Source organism: Hymenobacter armeniacus, from assembly GCF_014699055.1.
In the GTDB taxonomy this organism is placed as follows: Bacteria; Bacteroidota; Bacteroidia; order Cytophagales; family Hymenobacteraceae; genus Hymenobacter; species Hymenobacter armeniacus.
The window spans coordinates 510,230-532,309 of record NZ_JACXAC010000001.1 but is presented as its reverse complement, the minus strand read 5'-3'; the positions used below and the strand labels follow the sequence as shown (position 1 = coordinate 532,309).

General features: G+C 62.2%; 18 protein-coding genes. 10 read left to right on the top strand and 8 right to left on the bottom strand.

What is annotated here, in order from left to right; genetic code table 11:
* Positions 1 to 84 precede the first annotated feature (84 nt).
* The 8 genes from miaB to groL all read left to right on the top strand — a co-directional run bounded on the left by miaB (position 85) and on the right by groL (position 8,327).
* A complete protein-coding gene (miaB, locus tag IC234_RS02315) occupies positions 85 to 1,521 on the top strand; it encodes a tRNA (N6-isopentenyl adenosine(37)-C2)-methylthiotransferase MiaB (protein ID WP_190922208.1) in 1,437 nt (478 codons plus the stop codon).
* A 41-nt stretch (positions 1,522 to 1,562) separates the two neighbouring features.
* Positions 1,563 to 1,994 (top strand): four helix bundle protein, encoded by a 432-nt coding sequence (locus tag IC234_RS02310; RefSeq protein WP_190922207.1) that lies wholly within the window; start codon positions 1,563 to 1,565, stop codon positions 1,992 to 1,994.
* Positions 1,995 to 2,000: 6 nt separating this feature from the next.
* Positions 2,001 to 3,293, top strand: a complete 1,293-nt coding sequence (locus IC234_RS02305) for a sigma-54 interaction domain-containing protein (RefSeq protein WP_190922206.1) — start codon at positions 2,001 to 2,003, stop codon at positions 3,291 to 3,293.
* Between the two features lie 100 nt (positions 3,294 to 3,393).
* Entirely contained in the window at positions 3,394 to 3,870 is a 477-nt protein-coding gene (locus tag IC234_RS02300) for an LptE family protein (RefSeq protein ID WP_317173313.1), read from the top strand.
* A gap of 222 nt (positions 3,871 to 4,092) precedes the next feature.
* The gene (locus IC234_RS02295; protein WP_190922205.1) at positions 4,093 to 5,628 is read left to right on the top strand and encodes a hypothetical protein; all 1,536 of its coding nucleotides are present in this window, start codon (positions 4,093 to 4,095) and stop codon (positions 5,626 to 5,628) included.
* Between the two features lie 26 nt (positions 5,629 to 5,654).
* Positions 5,655 to 6,071: a preprotein translocase subunit SecG gene (secG, locus tag IC234_RS02290; protein WP_190922204.1), complete on the top strand. Its 417-nt coding sequence runs from the start codon at positions 5,655 to 5,657 to the stop codon at positions 6,069 to 6,071.
* Positions 6,072 to 6,323: 252 nt separating this feature from the next.
* A complete protein-coding gene (gene groES, locus IC234_RS02285) occupies positions 6,324 to 6,614 on the top strand; it encodes a co-chaperone GroES (protein WP_068195400.1) in 291 nt (96 codons plus the stop codon).
* Between the two features lie 66 nt (positions 6,615 to 6,680).
* The gene (gene groL / locus IC234_RS02280) at positions 6,681 to 8,327 is read left to right on the top strand and encodes a chaperonin GroEL (RefSeq protein WP_190922203.1); all 1,647 of its coding nucleotides are present in this window, start codon (positions 6,681 to 6,683) and stop codon (positions 8,325 to 8,327) included.
* A 131-nt stretch (positions 8,328 to 8,458) separates the two neighbouring features.
* On the opposite strand, the gene IC234_RS02275 is transcribed toward groL, so the two are convergent.
* From IC234_RS02275 to IC234_RS02265, 3 genes are all read right to left on the bottom strand, one after another.
* Positions 8,459 to 11,494 (bottom strand): nidogen-like domain-containing protein, encoded by a 3,036-nt coding sequence (locus IC234_RS02275; protein WP_190922202.1) that lies wholly within the window; start codon positions 11,492 to 11,494, stop codon positions 8,459 to 8,461.
* A 188-nt stretch (positions 11,495 to 11,682) separates the two neighbouring features.
* A complete protein-coding gene (locus IC234_RS02270; RefSeq protein WP_190922201.1) occupies positions 11,683 to 13,251 on the bottom strand; it encodes a peptide MFS transporter in 1,569 nt (522 codons plus the stop codon).
* A 150-nt stretch (positions 13,252 to 13,401) separates the two neighbouring features.
* Positions 13,402 to 14,319: an AraC family transcriptional regulator gene (locus IC234_RS02265; RefSeq protein ID WP_190922200.1), complete on the bottom strand. Its 918-nt coding sequence runs from the start codon at positions 14,317 to 14,319 to the stop codon at positions 13,402 to 13,404.
* A gap of 228 nt (positions 14,320 to 14,547) precedes the next feature.
* Here IC234_RS02265 and pckA point away from each other — a divergent pair, with 228 nt between their 5' ends.
* Positions 14,548 to 16,173, top strand: a complete 1,626-nt coding sequence (gene pckA, locus IC234_RS02260; protein WP_190922199.1) for a phosphoenolpyruvate carboxykinase (ATP) — start codon at positions 14,548 to 14,550, stop codon at positions 16,171 to 16,173.
* Positions 16,174 to 16,279: 106 nt separating this feature from the next.
* Here pckA and IC234_RS02255 read toward each other — a convergent pair whose 3' ends face one another.
* The 3 genes from IC234_RS02255 to IC234_RS02245 all read right to left on the bottom strand — a co-directional run bounded on the left by IC234_RS02255 (position 16,280) and on the right by IC234_RS02245 (position 19,000).
* Entirely contained in the window at positions 16,280 to 17,374 is a 1,095-nt protein-coding gene (locus IC234_RS02255; RefSeq protein WP_190922198.1) for a hypothetical protein, read from the bottom strand.
* Between the two features lie 55 nt (positions 17,375 to 17,429).
* Complete coding sequence (locus IC234_RS02250; protein WP_190922197.1) at positions 17,430 to 18,470, bottom strand: SDR family oxidoreductase; 1,041 nt, start codon at positions 18,468 to 18,470, stop codon at positions 17,430 to 17,432.
* Positions 18,471 to 18,610: 140 nt separating this feature from the next.
* Complete coding sequence (locus tag IC234_RS02245; RefSeq protein WP_190922196.1) at positions 18,611 to 19,000, bottom strand: SPW repeat domain-containing protein; 390 nt, start codon at positions 18,998 to 19,000, stop codon at positions 18,611 to 18,613.
* Between the two features lie 123 nt (positions 19,001 to 19,123).
* On the opposite strand from IC234_RS02245, the gene IC234_RS02240 reads away from it, so the two are divergent.
* Entirely contained in the window at positions 19,124 to 19,828 is a 705-nt protein-coding gene (locus tag IC234_RS02240; RefSeq protein WP_190922195.1) for a 16S rRNA (uracil(1498)-N(3))-methyltransferase, read from the top strand.
* Between the two features lie 39 nt (positions 19,829 to 19,867).
* Here the strand turns inward: IC234_RS02240 and IC234_RS02235 are convergent, their stop codons facing one another.
* Positions 19,868 to 20,980 carry a zinc ribbon domain-containing protein gene (locus IC234_RS02235; RefSeq protein ID WP_190922194.1) on the bottom strand — a complete coding sequence of 371 codons (1,113 nt, stop codon included), beginning with the start codon at positions 20,978 to 20,980 and terminating at the stop codon, positions 19,868 to 19,870.
* A gap of 196 nt (positions 20,981 to 21,176) precedes the next feature.
* On the bottom strand, positions 21,177 to 22,046 hold the full coding sequence (locus IC234_RS02230; protein ID WP_190922193.1) for a cation diffusion facilitator family transporter: 870 nt from the start codon (positions 22,044 to 22,046) through the stop codon (positions 21,177 to 21,179).
* Between the last annotated feature and the right edge of the window lie 34 nt (positions 22,047 to 22,080).

The following is a 22,080-nucleotide window of genomic DNA, read 5'->3' as shown; positions in this document are numbered from 1 at the left end:
CTGTTCCCGGCTTTCGTCTCTGCCATTCTGTCATTTTACCAAGCGAAGCTGTATCTTTGTCGTCCGCCGAAACGCGCTATAATTATGCCCCAGCCCCTCTTAACTCTTGATTTTTTGGATACTGCCGCCCCCGCTGCCGAGGCTACGCCCAGCGGCGAGGTGCGCATCACGGCCGCTACCCGCACGGGTCGGCAGCGCAAGCTCTACATCGAGAGCTACGGCTGCCAGATGAATTTCTCGGATTCCGAAATCGTGTCGAGCATCCTCTTCGATGAAGGCTTCGATACTACCGACGACCTCGCCAACGCCGACTTGGTGTTGCTTAATACCTGCTCCATTCGGGAGAAGGCCGAGCAAACGGTGCGCATGCGCCTCAAGCAAATCAACTCGCACAAAAAGCGCAAGCCCGGCATGCTGGTAGGCGTGCTCGGCTGCATGGCCGAGCGCCTGAAAAGCAAGTTTCTGGAAGAAGAAAAGATTGTGGACCTCGTGGTGGGCCCCGACGCCTACCGCGACCTGCCCGGCCTCATCAGCCAGGTCGACGGCGGGCAAAAAGGCGTGAACGTGCTGCTGAGCCGCGAAGAAACCTATGCCGACATCACGCCGGTGCGCCTGAATTCCAACGGCATCACGGCCTTCATCAGCATCATGCGTGGCTGCGACAACATGTGCTCATTCTGCGTGGTGCCCTTCACCCGCGGCCGCGAGCGCAGCCGCGACGCGCACAGCATTGTGCAGGAAGCCAGCGCTTTGGTAGCCGCCGGCTACAAGGAAGTGACCCTGCTGGGCCAGAACGTGGACTCCTACAAATGGGCCAGCGCCGACGGCACGGAGCACGTCAATTTTGCCCAGCTGCTGGAGCGCGTGGCCCTCATCAGCCCCGCGCTGCGGGTGCGCTTCTCCACCTCGCACCCCAAGGACATCACCGACGAGGTGCTGCACACCATGGCGCGCCACGACAACATCTGCAAGTACATCCACTTGCCCGCCCAGAGCGGCAACTCCCGCGTGCTGGCCCTGATGAACCGCACCTACGACCGGCCCTGGTACGAGGAGCGGGTGCAGGCCATCCGCCGCATTCTGGGCGAAGACTGCGCCATCTCGACGGACATGATTTCGGGCTTCTGCTCCGAAACCGAGGAGGAGCACCAGGACACCCTGAGCCTCATCGACTTCGCGCAGTACGACATGGGCTACAACTTCTTCTACTCGGAGCGCCCCGGCACGCTGGCCGCCCGCAAGCTGGAAGACGACATTCCGCTGGAAGTGAAGAAGCGCCGCCTACAGGAGGTCATCGACCGGCAGCAAATCCACGCCCGTGCCCGCTACGCCCGCATGGTGGGCCGGGTGCACCAAGTGCTGGTAGAAGGCCCATCCAAACGCTCGGCCGAGCACCTGAGCGGCCGCAACAGCCAGAACCAGGTCGTCATCTTTCCAAAGCAAAACTTCCAGAAAGGCGACTACGTGAACGTACTGGCCACGAGCACCACCGGCGCGGCTTTGCTTGGCGAGGCTGTTTAGTTGTCAGTTGCTCGTTGTCAGTTGTTAGATTGTTCTATCGGATGGAAAGGTCTTATACCGAATTGAGTGTTTGGCTGCAAAGTCGGCAACTGACTAAACGAGTTTATGAACTGACTAAACAGTTTCCGAAGGAAGAGCTGTTCGGCCTGACCAATCAAATGCGCCGGGCAGCGGTTTCTATTCCTTCAAACATCGCCGAAGGCTGCGGACGGCAGCATACCCGCGACACACTGCAGTTTCTGTTTGTTGCCAGGGGCTCCTTGTTTGAAGTAGAGACCCAATCCTATCTAGCTCACGATTTAGCCTATTTAGCTGAAATAGAACTTCAGGAATTGCTGGCTGCAGTGACGGATTGCAAAAAGCTACTGCAAGGCTTTATCCGCTACTACCGCTCCCTGCTACCAGCATCACAAGTTGCCGAAGATGCCCCCAGGTACTTCTCTGACAACGGACAACCAACAACTGACAACTAGCTAGCTTTGACACCTTCCGAAATCCAATCCATCAAGCTCCGCTTCGGCATCATCGGCAATGCGCCGGCGCTGAACTACGCCATTCAGGTGGCCGCCCAAGTGGCGCCCACCGACATGACGGTGCTCATCACCGGCGAAAGCGGGTCGGGCAAGGAGTCGTTTTCCAAGATTATCCACGCCTTGTCGCCGCGCAAGCACGGGCAGTTCATTGCCATCAACTGCGGCGCCATTCCCGAAGGCACCATCGACTCGGAGCTGTTCGGCCACGAAAAAGGCTCTTTCACCGGCGCCAACGAGGCCCGCAAAGGCTATTTCGAGGTTACCAACGGCGGCACCATTTTCCTGGACGAAATCGGCGAGATGCCGCTCGGCACGCAGGCCCGCCTCTTGCGCGTGCTGGAGAATGGCGAGTTTATCCGCGTGGGCTCCAGCAAGGTGCAGAAAACCGACGTGCGCGTGGTGGCCGCCACCAACGTCAATCTGCTTGACCGCGTGCAGGCCGGCACCTTCCGCGAAGACCTGTACTACCGCCTGAACACGGTGCCCATTACGGTTCCACCGTTGCGTGAGCGGGGCGAGGACATCTACCTGCTTTTCCGCAAGTTTGCTTCCGATTCGGCCGAGCGGTACCGCACCCGCCCCATCACCCTGACGCCCGATGCAGTGCAGGCGCTTACGCGCTTCCGCTTCCCCGGCAACATCCGCCAGCTCAAGAATATTGCCGAGCAGATTTCGGTGCTGGAAACCGAGCGCGAGCTCGACGCCCGGCGCCTGGCGCCCTACCTGCCGCAGGACCAGACCAGCCGCCTGCCCATGCTGCTGGGCCCCGGCGCCCCCGAAGGGTCGGCGGCCGGCTACTCCGAGCGCGACCTGCTCTACAAAATCCTGTTCGACATGCGCCGCGACATGACGGACCTCAAGAAAATGGTGCTGGAGCTGGCCACCGGCCAGCGCCCCCACGAGGCCCAGGAGCTGCTGCGGCAGAACAGTCACCTCTTCAGCAATACCGGCGCCGCCAGCGCGTTTGACGGCAGCGCCGGGGCCGAATACTTCCTGCCGCCTGCGCCGAACACCTACAACACGGAGCCCACCACCGGCTACGACGACGAAGCTCCGGTAGAGGACATTCCGCACGAAACCGAGGAAGAAACCCTGTCTCTCGACGTGAAGGAACGCGAGATGATACTCAAGGCGTTGAAAAAGCACAATAACAAGCGTAAGTACGCCGCCCACGACTTGGGCATCTCGGAGCGCACGCTGTACCGCAAACTGAAGCAATATGACCTGGAGCAAGTTTGAATCGGCACTGCAAGCTACCAGCCACAAGTCACTTGCCTTTAGCAAGTTGAACAACTGGCGTCGCGTACTGGCTTGCGGCTTGTGGCTGGCAGTTTGCACCGTGCTGACTAGCTGCGGCATCTACTCCTTCAATGGCACCAACATCGACCCAGCGGTGCGCACCGTCTCCATCTCCACCATTCAGAACAACGCGCCGATGGGCCCGGCCTTCCTGACGCAGCGCTTCACCGAGGATTTGAAGGACTATTTCCAGCGCAACACCAACCTCAAGCTGGTGCCGCGCGACGGCGACCTGCAGTTCGACGGCAACATCATTGCCTATGATTTTGCCCCGGCAGCCATTCAGCAAGTGGGCGGCGTGAGCCAAGCCGGCTCCAACCGCCTCACCATCCAGGTCAAGATTCGCTTCACCAACTCCAAAGACGACAAGCAGAGCTTCGAGCAGGTGTTTCAGAATTTTGATGACTTCTCGGGCGACCGCAACATCGCCACGATTAACAACGACCCCAACGCCGTGCGCCGCACGACCGACAAAATCATCACCGATATTTTCAATAAATCGGTGGCCAACTGGTAGCCGGTTGCAAGCTGCGTTTTGATAAGCGCCAACCGGTGAGGCAATTGCCAAAAGCGGGGTTGGCTCGTCCCTAGTTTGTTGTGGCGCAAGCGCGCGGGTATTTGCGTAAATTGACGTAATGTTGCGGCCCCATTCTTGCGCCGAAAAAGCGGATTTTAAGAATCTGCCTGTTCGCTTCTGCTCTATTAACGCCCGTTTAGCCCCGTGACCCGCGCCACGCTTTTGCAAGTTCTTGCCCGTCCCACGGCCCTCGGCCAGGCGGAAGTGCGCGAGTTGGAGCAGCTGGCCCAGGCGTTTCCGTATTGCCAAACGGCCCACCTGCTGCTGGCCAAAGCCGCGCACGACCAAGGCACCATGCTGGCCGGCCAGCGCCTGCGCCGCGCCGCCACCTACGCTGCCGACCGGGCCTTGCTCCGCCGCCTGATTGAGGAAGTAGAGCCGGCCCCCGTGCCGGAAACAATACCGGAAATAGCGGTGCCCGCCGAAGAAACAGTGACCAGCAGCGCACTGCTGCCCACTGCCGAGCCAGTCACCGCCGAGCCGCCCGTTGCCCAGGCGCCGGCCGAGCCGGTTACGGCCCCCGCCGTTGTCATCGCGCCGCTGCCCGTCGCCGAAACCGCTGCTGTTGAGACGCCGGCCGCGCCCATTCCAATTGCCGCCCCTGCTGCAGAGGAAGCACCTGCTGCCGACGCGCCGCCCACGGAGGCTACCCCGACGGTACCGGAAGCCGAGCCCGCTAAGGTTGCTCCGGAACCAGTACCGGAGCCGGTGACGGAGACAGTCCCGGAGCTAATTGCCGACGTTCCGATTGCCGAGGAACCTGCCCCGACGCCCGTTGCAGAGGCACTGGCCGAGCCTGAGCCGGATGCTGCGCCAGAGGACAGCCCCACGCCTTCTGCGGCTGTTGAGGCCGACCTGACGCCGGTTCTGGTTGACCAGGAAGGCGTAGATATTCCGGCTGCCTCGCCAACGCCGGAGATGGAAACTCCCACCGAGCTAGCCGAAGAGCCCGACCTGCCCCCGCAGGCTCCCGCCATCCGGCCCCCGGTCGAAGTAGGCGAGGCCCGCTTCGAATTCGGGCTGGCCGAGCCGCCCCCGCCCCCACCGGCCTATGAGCTGCCGGGCCTGGTAGACGAATGGGCCGCCGCTGCCGTCACCCTGAGCCTGGCCGGCCCGGCTGCTCCGGCCGACTTCCTGTCGGTGGGCAGCGGGGCTACCCCAGAGGCCCCTGAACTCACCCCGGCCGCCTTCACCGGCGACGAGGCCGTTGGCTACGGTTACGGCGAAAGCAGCCGCCTGGGCTTCTCCTTGCAACTGCTCAACCTGCTGACCGATAAGGCTGAAGCCAACGAAAACACCTCGCCCGCCGGGGCCGACGGCCAGCCCCCGGCAAGGCCGCTACCGCCCGTCGGGGCCTTCTTCGAACCCGACCCGCTGCTACTCGACCATTGGGCGACGCACCGTCCGCCGACCCCGGCGCTGCCCTCGTCGCTCGACCTCATCAACAACTTCCTGAAGCGCCAGCCGCGCCTCACGCGGCCGGCCATGCTGCCGCCCTCGCCCACCACGCAGGCCGACCTGAGCGTGCGCAGCACCCACGCCGAGCCCGACTTGGTGTCCGAAAGCCTCGCCCGCATCTTTGTGCGCCAGGGCAAAACTGCCCGAGCCATTGAGATTTATGAGAAGCTGATGGTGAAACAGCCGGAAAAAATGGCGTACTTTGCGGCCCAAATCCAATCTTTGCAACCTTCGGCGTAAATCGCCTCTTAGTTTTATTTCTCTACATGTACATCGCACTCATCGTTCTCATTCTCCTCGTTTGCTTCCTGCTGGCCCTGGTGGTATTGGCCCAAAACCCCAAAGGCGGCGGAATTTCAAGCCAGTTTAGCGCTGGCGGCGCCGCCAGCATGATGGGCGTGAAGCGCACCGGCGACCTGCTGGAGAAACTGACCTGGGGCTTTGCCATTGGCCTGGTGGTGCTGTCGCTCGGCTCGCACATGCTGACGTCGACCGGCGGTGGCCCCGCTCGCAGCATCAACCAGCAGCGCGCCCTCGAAACCAAGCTGCCGGCGCCTTCGGCTCCTGCCCCTGCCGCCCCGGCTCCCGCTGGTGCTGAAGCTCCGGCCGGTACCACCACGGCCCCCGCAACGGCTCCGGTTCAGCCTGCTGCGCCGGCTTCCGCTCCGGCCACAAACAACTAATTCCGCGCGCTTTTCGCGCCTCCGATGCAAAGCCGGTGCTTCCCTTGGGAGGCGCCGGCTTTGTCGTTTGTAGCCGGGTTGGGCTGGCGCAGGCTTGTCAAGTTTGCCTCGTACAATGTCTGTTTGCCCGGGGTACTGCCACGCGGGTTCCCAAAAACTGCCCATTTTGTCAGGTTTCCGGGGCTGGCACGGGAAATGACGAGGGGGCGTAGACTCTGATTTTCCACCTTACATAACCCAAACACACACAGAATGGCACTTAGCATGAAACCGCTGGCCGACCGCGTCATTGTTCGCGCCGCCGCCGCCGAGGAAAAAACCAAATCCGGCATCATCATCCCCGATACGGCCAAGGAAAAGCCCCAGCGCGGTGAAGTGGTGGCCGTAGGCGAAGGCAAAACCGCTGACAGCGGCTCGCTCATCAAGCCCCAGGTGAAGGTGGGCGACCAGGTGCTGTACGGCAAATACGCCGGCACCGAAATCACCGTCGACGGCGAGGACCTGCTCATCATGCGCGAGTCGGACATTTTCGCGGTGCTCTAAGCCATCGGGCTTGGTCCGCGAAGATTCCAAAACACCTATTAACCTTACTTACTTCAGTTCCCAGAAATGGCTAAGAACATCCAATTTGACGTGGAGGGCCGCGCCCGCCTGCAGGCCGGCGTGAACAAACTCGCTAACGCCGTGAAAGTGACCCTCGGCCCGAAAGGCCGCAACGTCATCATCGACAAGAAATTTGGCGCCCCCTCCATCACCAAGGACGGCGTGACCGTGGCCAAGGAGATTGAGCTGCGCGACCCCATCGAGAACATGGGCGCCCAGCTCGTGAAAGAAGTGGCCTCGAAAACGGCCGACCAGGCCGGCGACGGTACCACGACGGCCACCGTACTGGCCCAGGCCATCTACACCGCCGGCTCGAAGAACGTGGCCGCCGGTGCCAACCCGATGGACCTGAAGCGCGGCATCGACAAGGCCGTGCTGGCCGTGGTGGCCAACCTGAAGTCGCAGTCGAAGAAGATTGAAAACTCGGCGGAAATTGCCCAGGTGGGCACCATTTCGGCCAACAACGACGCCGAAATCGGAAAGATGATTGCCGACGCCATGGAGAAAGTGGGCAAGGAAGGCGTCATCACCGTGGAAGAAGCCCGCGGCACCGAAACCGAAGTAAAAACGGTGGAAGGCATGCAGTTCGACCGCGGCTACCTCTCCCCCTACTTCGTAACCAACCCCGAGAAAATGGAGGTTGAGTTCGACTCGCCCTTCGTCCTCATCTACGACAAGAAGGTGAGCACCATGAAGGAGCTACTGCCCGTGCTGGAGCAAGTGCTGCAAACCGGCAAGCCCCTCGTCATTATTTCGGAAGACGTGGACGGCGAAGCCCTCGCCACCCTGGTGGTGAACAAGCTGCGCGGCTCGCTGAAAATTGCCGCCGTGAAGGCTCCTGGCTTCGGCGACCGCCGCAAGGCCATGCTGGAAGACATTGCCACCCTCACGGGCGGTACCGTTATCAGCGAAGAGCAGGGCTACAAGCTCGAAAACGCCACTCTGGAATACCTTGGTACGGCGGAGAAAATCATCATCGACAAGGACAACACGACCATCGTAAACGGCAAGGGCTCGAAAGACGCCATCAGCGGCCGTGTGGCCCAGATTAAGGCCCAGATGGAGACCACCACGTCGGACTACGACAAGGAGAAGCTGCAGGAGCGCCTCGCCAAACTGAGCGGCGGCGTAGCCATCCTCTACATCGGTGCCAGCACCGAGGTGGAAATGAAAGAGAAGAAAGACCGGGTGGACGACGCCCTGCACGCCACTCGCGCCGCCGTTGAGGAAGGCGTGGTGCCCGGCGGCGGCGTGGCCCTGGTGCGCGCTCTGGAGTCGCTGGCTGGTGTTGAGACCATCAACGCCGACGAGCGCACGGGGGTGAACATCATCCGCACGGCTCTGGAAGCCCCCCTGCGCACCATCGTGGCCAACGCCGGTGGCGAAGGCTCGGTAGTAGTGCAGAAAGTGGTGGAAGGCAAAGGCGACTTTGGCTACAACGCCCGCGAAGACCGGTACGAGAACCTGGTGGCCGCTGGCATCATCGACCCCACCAAGGTGACCCGTCTGGCCCTCGAAAACGCTGCTTCCATCGCCGGCCTGCTGCTGACGACCGAAGCCGTGATTTCGGACGAGCCCGAGCCCAAAGAAAGCGGCCATAGCCACGGCGACGGCGGCATGGGCGGCATGGGCGGCATGGGCGGCATGATGTAAGTCGAGCCGCTGGCAGCCTCCCGCTGTTAGGAATAGAAAAGCCCCGCTGGCATTGCCGGCGGGGCTTTTTTGTTGGTTTGGAGCACGGAGCGGCACGGCGCGAGTTGGGCCATCAGCTACGCCAACTTGTGCTACTCAATAACGACGCGCTTTGTCACCACGCCTTCGGGCAGGGCCACGTGGAGGGTGTACACGCCGGGCGCCGCATGACCCACGGCCAGGGCCTGCGCACCGGCACCACGCGCAACGGGCAGCTCCTGGCGCAGCACCAGCTGGCCCAGCGCATTGACCAATCTTACACTGACGGCCTGCGAGCTGGCAGGCACGGCCAGCCACAGCTGCTGATGGGCCGGGTTGGGAAACACCACCACCTGGGCGCTGAGCTGGTCTGGAGAAGTGGCCAGGGCACGGCTGGCCTGGAAGATGAGCGAGACACGTGGCCCGGCCAGCGAGGCATCGGCGGTGAAGGTGTAGGTGGCCTGAGGCGTGAGCGGCGTGACAGTGCCAGTCAGGGCGTCGCGCAGCTGCACGGTGGCGCCGGCGGGCAGGTTCAGCAGCTCGTCGGCGCGCAGTGTGTAGGTGCCGGCCTGGGCTACGCGCACGGCCAGCGGCACCGTCAGCGGCGCATTACCGAGCAGCGGCCGGCCGCTGATGGCCAGGGGGCCGGCTACGTCGTCGAGGGCCAGCTGCACGCGGTGGCCGGCCGTGAGTTTGGGGGCATCGAAGGCGGCATCGAAACCCGCAGTGGCACCCGCTTCGAAGTATAGGGCGGCCTGGTCGGTGGCCCCGGCCCCGCTCAGGCTTAGCTGGAGCAGCAGGCGGGTTTCGGCGGTGCCGCGCTGCGGAGCGGCCGAGGTGTAGGTGCTGAGGCGGGCGGCGTTGCCCAGGTTGAGGCTGGCGGTGGCGCCGGGCGTGCTGGCGCGCACAAAAAAGCCCTGCCCCAGGCCGATAATATTAGTGCCCCCGTTGGTGCCCACGCCGTTTACGTAGCTGGCGTAGGTACCGGCGTATTGCCCGCTCGATTTGTAGACGTGCACGGCATTATCGAGCCCCGAGGCCCCGGCAAAGGCCTGCGTCCAGTTGATGGGCGCCGGGTACGGGTTGCCGAGCAAGTGCCAGCCGGCCTGGGCCGGCACGCCGCGGCCGAGGGCGCCGATGGCAACGGCCCCGTTGCCCAGAGTGCCCACGAAGTCGATGGTCTGGCCGCCGGCCAGATTCACGGTATAGCCCCGGCCGGGCGCCATGGCCTCGGTGGTGGCGGCCGGCGACAACCAGCCCTTGTCGAAGTCGGCCGTGGCACCATTGCCGGTGGCGGCCACCAGGGCTTGGTTGTAGAAGAAAATATTGGGGAAGGGCGTCACCTGGCCGGGGTTCGCGGCGCCGTTGTAGGCCGGGTTTACCACGGGCGCGAAGCCGGCAGTGGTCAGGTCGGCCAACGTGGTATTGGCCACGGGCGCGGCCAGGTGGCGGTAGCCCGGGCCTGGGTTCAGTGCGGGGTCGAGGTAGCACTGCACGGTGGCGGTGCCCAGCACGGCGGCCGCGCCGTTGTTCACCACCATGGCCGTGCCGCTGGCATCGGCCGCCAGCGTCAGGTTGCCGTTGGACGTCAGGTTGCCGTTTAGCGTCAGCAGGCGCGTCACGGCCAGCGGGCGGCCAAGCTGCACGCCCGCGCTCCCCACTGTTAGGTTGGCGATGCGCAGGCCGTTGGAGCCCCCGAAGCTTTGCGCGGCGCTGCCGGTGGTAAGCAAAGTGCCCGCCCCGCCGATGGTGCCGTTGTTGGTGAGGGCACCGCTCAGGCTGAGGGCGCCGCCGTTGGCCAGCGTGAGCGAGGCCCCGGTGGCCACGGTCAGGCTGCCCACGGCGGCGCTGGTACTCAGCACGGGCATATTGAGCACGCCGGCCGGAATGGTCACGTTATCGGTGGCGGCGGGCACGGTGTTGTTGTTCCAGTTCGCCGGGTTGTTGTAGGCGGTGTTTGCGGCGCCGGTCCATTGCCCGTTGGCCGGGTTCACCACCACGGTGAGGGCAAAGGTGGCCTGCGCGGGCGCGGGCAGGCCGTTGTCAGTAGCAGTAAAATTGATGGTGCGCGTGCCCACGTTGCAGGGCGCGCCGGTTACTGAGAACGTCAGCGTGGGGTTGGTGCCGCCGTTGCCCGCCACGCCCACCGAAGCGTTGCAAAACGTTGCGCCGTTGAAATTGGACGACACGGAAACCGTCTCGTCGGTTTCCGGGCCCGAGAACTGGAGCGGTAGCACCACGGTCTGCCCCTGGTTCACGGTGAGCACGTTGCCGGCGGGCAGGCCGGCCACGGCGGGCGGCACGTTGCCGGCGTCGCGCACGCGGTAGCCCAGGCAGAGCCCGTCGAGCCAGTCGACGCCGCCGGGATTGCCCGAAAAAGAAGTGTTCGGTGCCTGGCTGCCGCTGAGGTTAAATCTCCCGGTCTGGATGTAGTCGACGCTATTGCCTTTGTTGACGCCCACCGAGGCCGGAATCCCACCGAAACCGCCCGTGCCGCCTGAGGCATCGCTGGTGGTCCACTGCATGTCGTCGTAGGCAAACAGCACGTCGTTGCCCGCAAAGCCGGGGGCCGTGTTGGCCTTCATGACCAGCTGGAAGGTGTTTTTCTTGTCGGCTTTGCGATTGAAGTAGCCCACCTTGTTCCATACCACCACCAGCCGGTCCGGAAATACCTTGTACCACACGGTGCCGCTGGCAGGGTTTTGGGTATCCACGTCCGCCCAAAACGGCGCAATCATGGGTCTGGCTAAAGGAAAGCCCTGGGCGTTGAAGGAACCGTATGGCGCATCGAAGGTGATGTTGCCGTTGTTGTTGACGTACACCTCGCTGTACAAAGCGCCGAAAAGCGAGAAATTCCAGCCTAAGGAAACGGGCCCAAAAGAAGTGTCGTCGTTGCGGCCCAAGCTGCTCCAGCCCCCGGCGGCCGTGGTGTCGAAAGGCTCAAAGCAAGCCGGGCGGGCCGCGGTGGACGCGGCGCTTTGTTGTATGCCCACGGAAGGCAGCGCCGCTGGGGTAGTAGCCGGAGTGCTAAGCTGACGCTTTGAGGCCTCGTAACGGGGGTTGGTGCTGGCGGGGTTCCAGAAGCGCGGGGCTTGGCCTTGGGCGCACAGCACGCTCAGCCACAGGCAGCAGAATAGAAATTGTTTCATAGAAAAAGGAGTAGGTTGAAAGGCCCTGCAAAATAAAAGACCGGCAGAATTCCTCTCACGACCTGCCCAAAAACGTTGCCCATCCAAAGCCACGAGTCTCGACAATGCGGCCGCCCCACCCCAAACAAGAAGCCCCCGACGCAGCAGCGCCGGGGGCTTCTTGGTGGAAAATGAAAAACAACGCTGCCTTACGCCTGCGCAGCGGGCGCGGGGTAGTTGCGGGCGTCCATCATCTTGGCCAGCTTGCCGCTGATGAGGAACAGGATGCCGGCGGCCACGGCAGCCGATACCACGAAGACCATAAAGAAGTCGTAGAGGTTGGTTATGTGGTAGCCGAGGATTTCCGGCGTGGCGTTCGATTTCGGGTCCGGGTAGAGGCTGCTCATGTAGCCGGCCAGGTAGTTGGCGGCGGCGTTGGCGAGGAACCACACGGCCATCAGCAGCGAGGCAAATTTCACCGGGGCCAGCTTGTTCACCAGCGACAGGCCGATGGGCGACAAGCACAGCTCGCCCACCGAGTGCAGGAAATACAGCGCCACCAGGAAGAACATGCTCACCTTCACGCCGGGCTGCAGGTTGTGCACGCCAAAGCACATCACCAGGTAACCGGCGGCCAACAGGGCCAGGCCGATGGCCATTTTGAGGGGGGACGGCGGCTCGGCGCCGCGGCGGCCCAGGGCCGTCCAGACGGCGGCCATGATGGGCGCGCCCACCACAACGAAAATGGCGTTGAGGTTCTGGAAAATGCTGGCCGGCAAGGTGTAGCCGAAGATGGTGCGGTTCATCTGCTCATCGGCGAAGAACGTGAGCGAGGCCGGAGCCTGCTCGAACGCCGCCCAGAAGAACACCACGAAAAACGACACGATGAAAATCACCATGATGCCCTTGACATCGGCCCCGCTCAGGGATTTGTCGCTGAAAATCATGAAGGCGATGCCCAGCACGGCCACGCCCAGCAGCGGCGCAATGGTGGGGAATTTGGCCGAATCGAGCCATAGAATACCCAGGATGATGGCCAGCAGCACGGGCAGCAAAGCGTACACGCCCATCACGCCGCCCGAAATGGCGGGCGTCTGGCCCACTTGGGTGCCATCCGGCGTGTGCAGGTACTTCTCCTTGCCCCAGTTGAAAATCACCGTGCCCAGCAGCATGGCGACGCCGCAGGCCAGGAACGCCCAGCGAAAATCGGCGGGGTTGCCGGTGTCGCCGATGAGACTGGTGATGGTATTGCCGATGAACGAGCCCAGGTTGATGCCCATGTAGAAAATGGTGTAGGCGGCGTCCTTGCGCTTGTCGGCCGGCGCGTAGAGCGAGCCCACCATCGAAGAAATATTGGGCTTGAAGAAGCCGTTGCCCACAATCATCACGCCCAGGCCCAGGTACAGCAGCCAGTGGCTGAGGGCGTGGCTTTCGGCCGCGCCGTAGTTGGAAGCCGAGAAAAACAGCGTGAACTGCCCCAGCGCCATCAGCAGACCGCCCGTGAGGATGGAACGCCGGTTGCCCCAGTACCGGTCCGAGATAAAGCCGCCAATGAGCGGCGTGAGGTACACCAGGCTGGTGTAGCCGCCGTAGAACTTGGACGCAAAGGCCTTGTCCATCATCATGGCCTTGGTGAGGAACAGCACGAGCACGGCGCGCATGCCGTAGTAGCTGAACCGCTCCCACATTTCGGTGGCGAACAGCAGGTACAGGCCCTTGGGGTGGCTCGTGGATTCCGCGGCGAGCGGCTGCTCGGTCTGAGCGGGGATGGTTTGCATAGGGGGAAACGAGGGGTGAGAAATGAGATGCGAAAAGGCCAGAACCACAATCATTGCAACAGTAGTGCAATGCGGGCACGGTAAATCTAGGAAAGTTTCGGCATTAATGGGGCTGGCCCGGCCCGGCAAGGCGGCGGCTTGATTGCCCGGCTACCCTTCGCTCAGCTCGGCCTTGCCGGGCTTGGCGGCATCGCTCCGGTAGGCTTTGGCCCGGTAGGCGGCCGGCGCCAGCCCGGTTTGTTTGCGGAAAAAACGGGTGAAATACCCCGGGTCGACAAACTGCAGCTCGTAGGCAATTTCGGCCACCGAAAGCGACGTGTAGAGCAGGTAGTTGTGCGCCCGCCGAATGGTGTGCGCCTGCACTATCTGTTGGGCCGTTTTGCCTTTCACGGCCTGGCAAATGCGGTTCAGGTGCACTTGTGTAATCTTCAGCTCGCGGGCAAACTCCGATATTTTTTTCTCGAAGGGCGCGGTGCGCTCCACGGCTTTCTGAAACTCGCGGAAGTAATGCAGCGCGCGGTTGGGGCTTTCCTGCTGGCGGCGGTTGTGCTGCAGCAGGCGGTAAATCTTCACAAAAAGCAGCTTGAAGTAGCCGTTCAGGGCCAGCTGCTTGCCGGGCAGGTCGGAGTTGATTTCTTCGTGAATCTGCTGCTCCAGGTCTTGCAAGTCGGCGAAGCGGACTTCGGAGTTGAAATCGGACAGGATGTGCACCGAGTTCAGCTCGACCAGCACGCCCGGCGTGGCTTGCAGAATGGTGTCGAGCAAGGCCTCCGATAAGGTGAGGGTGCGGCCCTTCACCTGCGGGCTGAACGTGAAGCCGTGCACCGTGTTGGCCGGGATGATGACCAGGCACGGCGTGCGCAGCTCCACCGGCTCGGGCGCGCCGAAAGAAGCCCGCCCGGCCTCCAGGAAGAATAGTTGAAAGAGATTTTCGTGCAGGTGCGGCTTCAGGCCCCAGTCGGTGACGCGCTGGCGGGGCACAATGAGCTGGCTCTGCAGGTAATCGTGCGAAATCTGGGCCTTGTGGTCGCCGTAGATTCCGTTGTAGCGAGCAATTTCCGTGGCCATGACGCAACAAAAAACAGGGACAAAGAAAACCTTAGGCGAGCAAGGCGTTAAATTATTCCCATCCCTACGGCCCCGTTTAGCCGTATGTGGTGCACAAATGTAAGGCCCACCGGTGGCATGGTTTAATTTGTCCCGTTAAAGAAATGAATTGTTTCAGTGCCCTTGGGCCTGGCAATTCTACCTTTGTATCCTCTTTCGCAAGAACCTCCCCCTAACCCCTTTATAGCCATGCAACAAGCTCCCACCCTTGCCGCCACGGCCCACAATCGTTTGCAGCCCCTGGGCTTCACCGAAACCGCCACCGTTCACCTCAATTTGACGCCTGCCGCGCTCGTGGAGCACGCCCTGCGCAACGGCGAAGGCCACCTCACCGACACCGGCGCCCTGATGGCTGACACCGGCAAGTTCACCGGCCGCTCGCCCAAAGACCGGTTTGTGGTGAAGGACGAAAACACCGCCGAGAGCGTGTGGTGGGGCGACATCAACATTCCCTTCGCGCCCGAGAAATTCGACCAGCTGCACCAGAAAATGGTGGCCTACCTGGCCGACAAGGAGCTGTACGTGCGCGAAGCCTACGCCGGCGCCAACCCCGACTACCAGCTCAAGCTGCGCGTGGTGAACGAGCAGGCCTGGCACAACCTGTTTTGCTACAACATGTTCCTGCGCCCCGAAGAAGGCGCCGATACCTCCTGGACGCCTGATTTCAGCATCATCTGCGCCCCCGGCTTCGAGGCCGACCCGGCCGTGGACGGCACCCGCCAGCCCAACTTCGCCATCATCAACTTCACCAAAAAGATGATTCTGATTGGCGGCACGGGCTACGCCGGCGAGATGAAAAAAGGCATCTTCGGCGTGCTGAACTACCTGCTGCCCCACGAGCACAACACGCTGAGCATGCACTGCTCGGCCAACGTGGGCAAGGAGGGCGACACGGCCATCTTCTTTGGCCTCTCGGGCACCGGCAAAACGACGCTCTCGGCCGACCCCAACCGCGGCCTCATCGGCGACGACGAGCACGGCTGGACGCCCGACGAAGGCATCTTCAACTTCGAGGGCGGCTGCTACGCCAAGGTCATCGACCTGAGCAAGGAGAAGGAGCCCGAGATTTACGACGCCATCCGCTTCGGCGCAATCGTGGAGAACACGCGCTTCATCCCCGGCACCCACACGGTGGACTACGCCAACAAGTCGGTGACGGAAAACACGCGCACCGCCTACCCCATCAACTTCATCCCGAACGCCATTGAGCCCGGCGTGGCTGATGCGCCGAAGAACATTTTCTTCCTCACGGCCGATGCCTTCGGCGTGATTCCGCCCATCAGCAAGCTCGATAAGTCGCACGCCATGTACCTGTTCATGAGCGGCTACACGGCCAAGGTGGCCGGCACCGAAATGGGCGTGACCGAGCCGCAGACCACGTTCTCGGCCTGCTTCGGCGCCGTGTTCCTGCCGCTGCACCCCACCAAGTACGCCGAGATGTTGGGCCAGAAAATGGACGAAAACCCCGACATCAACGTGTGGCTCATCAACACCGGCTGGACCGGCGGCAGCTACGGCACCGGTTCGCGCATGAAACTTCCCTACACCCGCGCCATGATTACGGCTGCGCTCAATGGCCAGCTCGACGACGTGAAATTCACCAAGCACCCCATTTTCGGCATGATGGTGCCCGGCGCCGTGCCCGGCGTGCCCACCGAAATACTGGACCCGCGCAACACCTGGGCCGACAAAGAAGCCTACGACAAAACCGCCTCGGACCTGGCCGAGAAGTTTGTCGAAAACTTTAAGAAGTACGCCGAGTTTGCGAACGAGGAAATTCTGGCCGGCGCGCCCCGCGTGGCAGTCGAAGCCTAAGTTGCCGCAGTAGTTCACTCACCAAAAAGCCCCGTCGGTTGCAGCCGACGGGGCTTTTGCGTTGCGATGGAGCGCCATCATTTCAGCCTGCTACAGCCCGTTGACGCTAGAATCCCCAACGCACTTGGTGGCCGCGCCTCTTATCGGCCTGGTCTTGGTTGAACTGCGTCCTGAACGCAGCGGGCTGAGCATCCCACCAGGCGAGTATTCGCTGCTGAGCCTGTTGGGTGTTGCACATCACCAATTCATTGCCTTCAACGAAGTACTGGACCCGACTCTCGGCCAGGTGTTCCAGGAAGGTTCCCACGGTCAGGCGCTTGCCGCCCACGCCAATGCAGTTTTTGCACCCAAATTCCGTCATCGACCTTCCCCAAAACCTGGGAGCTGCAAGTAAGGAATCCTCGACACGGAGAATGGGATTGTTGAGGGCGCGAATGGCGCGTAGAATGCCCAGCACCTGCGCATCGTACACACTCATTTCGTGGCGAGCTTCAGCGTCCAATTGCTGTTTGAACGTCTGGGATTTCATTCGGGGGTATGCGAAATCAACTTCTGCGATTTCAGCCGGAATGCGCTGCTGAATCGGCAATCCGGGAAGGAAATGAATTTTCAAGGCGTTGACGACTCCCCAATTTCCCTCCGATGGCTGCCGCAACGCGTCGAAGAGCGTAGGTATGTCCGACTGCCAGGGGTCGCGCATCAACAAATGCGTCACGGGGCCTTGCAGTTTTTTTTCTTTCAGGAGCGAGAGCAGGGCCTGGCGCGCCTTCTTGTTGGTGAACTCCTCATAAAAACGCCCTGCTATGCGGCTGTCAATTCCGATGAGGTGCAGGCTGTAAACAGCGCCAAATTTGCCTCCCTCGTTTGCCGAGGTTTTAATAAAATCAAGCAGCGGTTCGATGGCCTTCTCCTTGCGGGCCGCGATGGAATACATGTCATCGGTATAGCCAATCCAATAAGCTTTGCCGGTTTCAACAAATTCCCAATTGCCGTTGAGTCGCTTGATGAGCGCGTCGAGCGAGGTGACCGTATCAACCGAAACCATCATGCCCCCTCCCTGCACAGCCCGCATGTTCTGCACGCCGCTCGGGGCTCTGTCAATCATGACCGTTTGAGCCTTTGCTGAAAAAGCACTCGCTAGTGCAATCAGAGCCCATGTAAACTTTTGCATGCAGAAATATAAATAAAAACGACGGTCCAAAAATGGATTCTAGCTCCGGTTTCGGCCCATCGTTTTCACTTGGCTACTTCGGCCGCTATTGCCGCCGCTTATCCAGTTGTTTCTTGATGGTGTCGCGGTTCAGCCAAGCGGCCAGGGCCACGCCGGCTCCCGCCAGCAGGGCCGTGCGCAGGGCCGGGCTGCCGGCCGTCACGGCCTCTGTGTAGAAACTGGTTTCGCGGGTGTAGCCGGGGTAGTTGCCCCGCTCGCGCAGCCCACCAGCGGCGCGGTCGAGGCCGTTTTGGGCCAGGGGGCGCGGGGCGTCGTCGGCCTTTTCCTGCTTGGCGAAGGCTTTTTCCATGTACTGGTCGAAGAGCGTGGGCGTCCAGCGCTGCAGGCCGATGAAGGCGCGGCCGCCGCCGCCCACCACGATGTCGCGCTCCGGCGTGGCGGCGGCGTGCAGAATGGCACGGGCCACGGTGTCGGGGGCGTAGGCGGGCGGGCCGTGCTTGGCTTCGCGGTCCATGTAGTTTTTGGCGTGCACCGTGTAGGGCGTGTCGATGGACGAGGGCTGAATGAGCGTGACGGCCACCGGGGCGCCGTCCATTTCCAACTCCATGCGCAGGCCGTCGTTGAAGCCCTTCACGGCGTGCTTGCTGGCCGAGTAGATGGTTTGCAGAATGGCCGTGACGTCGGACAAGATGCTGCCCACGTTGATGATGGCCCCGCCTTTTTTCTTGAGGTGCTGCGCCGCTTCGAGCGAGCCATAGACAACGCCCCAGAAATTGGTCTCGAACAGCTTGCGCATGTCCTCAATGGGCACCTGCTCCAGCTTGCCGTAGATGCTCACGCCGGCGTTGTTTACCCAGGTGTCGTAGCCGCCGTAGCGTTGCTCGGCGGCCTGGGCAATGCGCTGCACGTCGGCCTGCTGGCTCACGTCGGCCACTTCGTAAATGGCCTGGCCACCGGTTTGGGTTATTTCCTCGCATAAGCGGCGCAGCGCGTTCTGGCTGCGGGCGGCGAGCACCAGCCGGGCACCCTGCCGGGCGGCCATGCGGGCCGTCACCAGGCCGATGCCAGACGTGGCGCCCGTGATGACGATGACTTGCTCGTTTAATTTTTTCAGGTTGGTTTTCATGAAGCAGTTGTAGGTGGAAAGGCAGAATAAAACGGGGAGAGAAACGCGTACTCACGTCTCGGCGTTGAACGAGGACGGCGGCTGGAAATAAGAACGAAGCCGCCTGAACGGCGCGCGCGCTGAGACGCGGGTACGCGTCCTTACTCCTCAGCGGCAACCGGCATTTCTTTGGCATCGCCAAAAACGCCCGAGAGCAGTCCGGCCGCAACGCTGACGGCCCCGATGGTTAGAAACGTGTTGCGAGCTGCACGGTTGCGGGAAAAGCCCGCCAGCCAGGGCAGCGCCATGGCACCCAGGCCAGACACGAAGTCCAGGAGCAAATGGGTTTTGTAGGTCATGGCCTTCACCACGCCCCATTCGGCGCGGGTAACGAGCGTGGAGGCCAGCACCCCGCAGCTGATGAGGCGGGCCAGCCGGGCCGGGGTGCGGGCGTGCGCAAAGCCAAACAGCGCCGGCGCGGCCGCCACCGTGGGCACGTAGAGGTAGTCGGCCATCCCGTGCAGGGAGCGGGAAATCAGGGGAGCATTCATGTTGGAAGGAACTGGAAAGGGGGAGCTTTTGCGTACGCCAAGCCCAAACGCCGCGTTATGGCTGAGCTTCGCTCGCCAAGGCCGCACATCGTCTTTTGGACCCGGCTGCCGTTCTTTGCGGCCATGCACACCTTCTTCGCCTCCGACCTCGACGGCCCTACCTACACCCTGCCCGAAGACGAAAGCAAACACGCCGTGCGCGTGCTGCGCCTGAGCACCGGCGACGCCGTGGAGCTGCTCGACGGCCGCGGCGGGCGCTACCAGGCCGCCGTGGCCGACGCCAACCCCAAGCGCTGCCAGCTGCGCATCACCGGCCACGAAACGGTGCCACCCCGCCCCTACTTCACCCACGTGGCCGTGGCCCCCACCAAGAACCTCGACCGCATGGAATGGTTCGTGGAAAAAGCCGTGGAAGTGGGCGTCGAGCGCATCAGCTTTCTGCGCTGCGCCCGCTCCGAGCGCCGCGAATTGAAGCTGGAGCGGCTGGAGAAAATTGCCGTCAGTGCCATGAAACAGTCGGGCCAGGCCTGGCTGCCGCAGCTGGACGAGCTGACCGACTTCGCTGCTTTTGTGGCAACGGTGGCACCGGCAACCACTTTCATTGCGCACCTGGAGGAGGGCGAGCGCACAGCCCTGACCCAGGTGGTAGGCACCGGGCCCGGCTGCTGCGTGCTCATCGGGCCGGAGGGAGATTTTACGCCGCAGGAAATTGCGCTGGCGCAGGAAAAAGGCATCCGGCCGGTGACGTTGGGCGCCTCGCGGCTGCGCACCGAAACGGCAGCGCTGGCGGTGGTATTCACGGCGCAGCTGCAGCGCCCACAGGCGTAAGCCATCAGTCCACGCCGCGTTTCTGCTTAGCCACGCAAGCTAAACCGTTTCTGCGCCCACGGCTTGAGGCGAGGCCGAGCGGGGCCGCGCGCCGCAGGTGGCGCAAAAAGGCAGGTGGCTGAAGTTTTTGCTGCCACAATTGTGGCAGTTTGAGAACAACTCCAGTCCGCAGTGCCGGCAGAAATCCGTCACCAGCTTGTAGGTGGCGCTGGCATCGCCCGACGGGGGAAACTCCCATTTCTTCAAGATGAAGTCTTTGCCGCAGGAGGGGCAAAAATGGTTTTCCAACGCTTTTTCGGCGGCTTCCAGCTGCACGTGCTTGGCCCGTTCCTGGCTGGACGCTTGCAGTTCTTGCTGCTTGCGCTCCAGGTAGGTCCGGAAGGTTTTGATGGCGTAGTAGCCCAGCCCAACCGACAGCGCCACGCCCACCGCTGAGCGCACGTAGCCGCCGTAGCTGGGCAGATACGGCACCAAGCCAACGAAGAAGGCATAAAGCGAAAACAGGGTGAACCCCATGTACAGCGGCCAAAACTTGTGCCGCCGGTAGCGAATGAAAAAGAAGATGCCCACGCCCAGCACCGGCCCCACAAACAGCAGCCGAATCAGGAACACCTTCAGGTCGTAGCGCTTCAGCGCGGCCTCATATTTCTCGCCGGCTCGCTCATTTTCCCGCTCCAACTGCGATTCCAGCCGTGCCTGTTGGCGCGCTTTGGCGTCGATGGCCGCCTGCCGGGCCGCCAGTTGCGCCCGCCACGCTTGCTCCACCTTATAAAACTCATCGAGCCGCGTGGCCCGGCTCACCACTTCCGCGTCTTTGTCGGGCGAGCCCAGGGTTTTCCGGGTTTTCACCCAGTTCTCGAACGACTGCTTTTCGTTGGCGTAGTTCTGCTGGGCCGTGAGCATGGTGCGCTCCACCACCGCGTTGCGGTCGCGCAGGCGTTGCACCTCGGCTTGCAGGCTGGCTTGGCGGCGGTGCAGGCCCGCCACGGCGTCGGCGTTCAGAAAACCATCGAACTCCGGGCGGGTGGTGGCCGTGTCCAGGTCGCCGATGAGCTGATTGGACAGCAAAATCAGGAAAGCGCACAGAATGAGTGAAATGGCATAATACACCACGCGCGAGGTGCGTTCCAACTTCTTGCTGTTGAATTCCATGGGGCTGTTTTCGTGGCGGCCGGCAGCGGCGTAAATATTGCAGGCTACAATACTAAGCAGAACGGCCCAAGCGCATTGCGTTCAGCGTGGCACGGTAAGGAAGTATGTTCTGCAAACACCGCGTGCCACCTTCCTGAATTGAAAGGCAAGAGCCAGGGCACGCTGACCAACGTGCGTCACCTTGTTGGAAAACCCCTTACTCCTGCGGTTCGATGTGAATGAGCACGTGGCCGAGCTGTGGCAACTCGCGGCGCAGCGCATCCTGCAGCCGGTGAGCAATTTCGTGGCCCTGGCGCACGGTGATGTCGCCGCTCACGGTGGCGTGCAGGTCGACGTGGTATTGCATGCCGGCTTTGCGCACAAAGCATTTTTCGGTGCCCAGCACACCGTCCACGGTCAGGGCCACCCGGCGGATGTCGGCCACCAGGTCGTCGTGCACGTGCTCGTCGAGGATTTCGCCGAGAGCGGGGCGAAAAATATGGTAGCTGTTGTAAAAAATCAGCCCGGCGGCCAGCAGGGCGGCCCAGTCGTCGGCGGCTTCGTAGCCCGGGCCCATGAGCAGCGCAAACGAGATGCCCAGAAACGCGGCCACCGACGTGAGGGCGTCGCTGCGGTGATGCCAAGCGTCGGCTTTCAGCGAGGAGCTGTTGGTTAGCTCCGCCTTCTTCATCACCGCCCGAAACGATAGTTCTTTCCAGCAAATGATGCCGCCCAGCACCAGCAGCGTCCACGCCTTGGGCAGGGCGTGCGGGGTGCCAATGTTTTGGATGCTTTCGTAGGCAATTACCGTGGCCGAGGTCATCAGAAACCCCACCACCAAAAAGGTCACCAGCGGCTCGATGCGGCCGTGGCCGTAGGGGTGGTTGTCGTCGGCGGGCCGGTTGGCGTATTTGATGCCCAGCAGCACCAGAAACGACGAAAAAATGTCGGCCGTCGATTCGATGGCGTCGGCCACGAGGGCGTAGGAATTGCCAAAATAGCCGGCCAAGCCCTTGAGCAAGGCCAGCCCGGTGTTGCCGGCAATGCTGAAATACGTGGCTTTGACGGCCGTCTCTTCGTTGGTCATGGTTGGCTGAACGGGCGGCCACACAGCGCAGCTG

Coding starts and splice junctions, on each gene's coding strand:
- miaB (WP_190922208.1), top strand. CDS start 85: ATGCCCCAGCCCCTCTTAACTCTTGATTTTTTGGATACTGCCGCCCCC.
- IC234_RS02310 (WP_190922207.1), top strand. CDS start 1,563: ATGGAAAGGTCTTATACCGAATTGAGTGTTTGGCTGCAAAGTCGGCAA.
- secG (WP_190922204.1), top strand. CDS start 5,655: ATGTACATCGCACTCATCGTTCTCATTCTCCTCGTTTGCTTCCTGCTG.
- groES (WP_068195400.1), top strand. CDS start 6,324: ATGGCACTTAGCATGAAACCGCTGGCCGACCGCGTCATTGTTCGCGCC.
- groL (WP_190922203.1), top strand. CDS start 6,681: ATGGCTAAGAACATCCAATTTGACGTGGAGGGCCGCGCCCGCCTGCAG.
- IC234_RS02275 (WP_190922202.1), bottom strand. CDS start 11,494: ATGAAACAATTTCTATTCTGCTGCCTGTGGCTGAGCGTGCTGTGCGCC.
- IC234_RS02270 (WP_190922201.1), bottom strand. CDS start 13,251: ATGCAAACCATCCCCGCTCAGACCGAGCAGCCGCTCGCCGCGGAATCC.
- IC234_RS02265 (WP_190922200.1), bottom strand. CDS start 14,319: ATGGCCACGGAAATTGCTCGCTACAACGGAATCTACGGCGACCACAAG.
- pckA (WP_190922199.1), top strand. CDS start 14,548: ATGCAACAAGCTCCCACCCTTGCCGCCACGGCCCACAATCGTTTGCAG.
- IC234_RS02250 (WP_190922197.1), bottom strand. CDS start 18,470: ATGAAAACCAACCTGAAAAAATTAAACGAGCAAGTCATCGTCATCACG.
- IC234_RS02245 (WP_190922196.1), bottom strand. CDS start 19,000: ATGAATGCTCCCCTGATTTCCCGCTCCCTGCACGGGATGGCCGACTAC.
- IC234_RS02240 (WP_190922195.1), top strand. CDS start 19,124: ATGCACACCTTCTTCGCCTCCGACCTCGACGGCCCTACCTACACCCTG.
- IC234_RS02235 (WP_190922194.1), bottom strand. CDS start 20,980: ATGGAATTCAACAGCAAGAAGTTGGAACGCACCTCGCGCGTGGTGTAT.
- IC234_RS02230 (WP_190922193.1), bottom strand. CDS start 22,046: ATGACCAACGAAGAGACGGCCGTCAAAGCCACGTATTTCAGCATTGCC.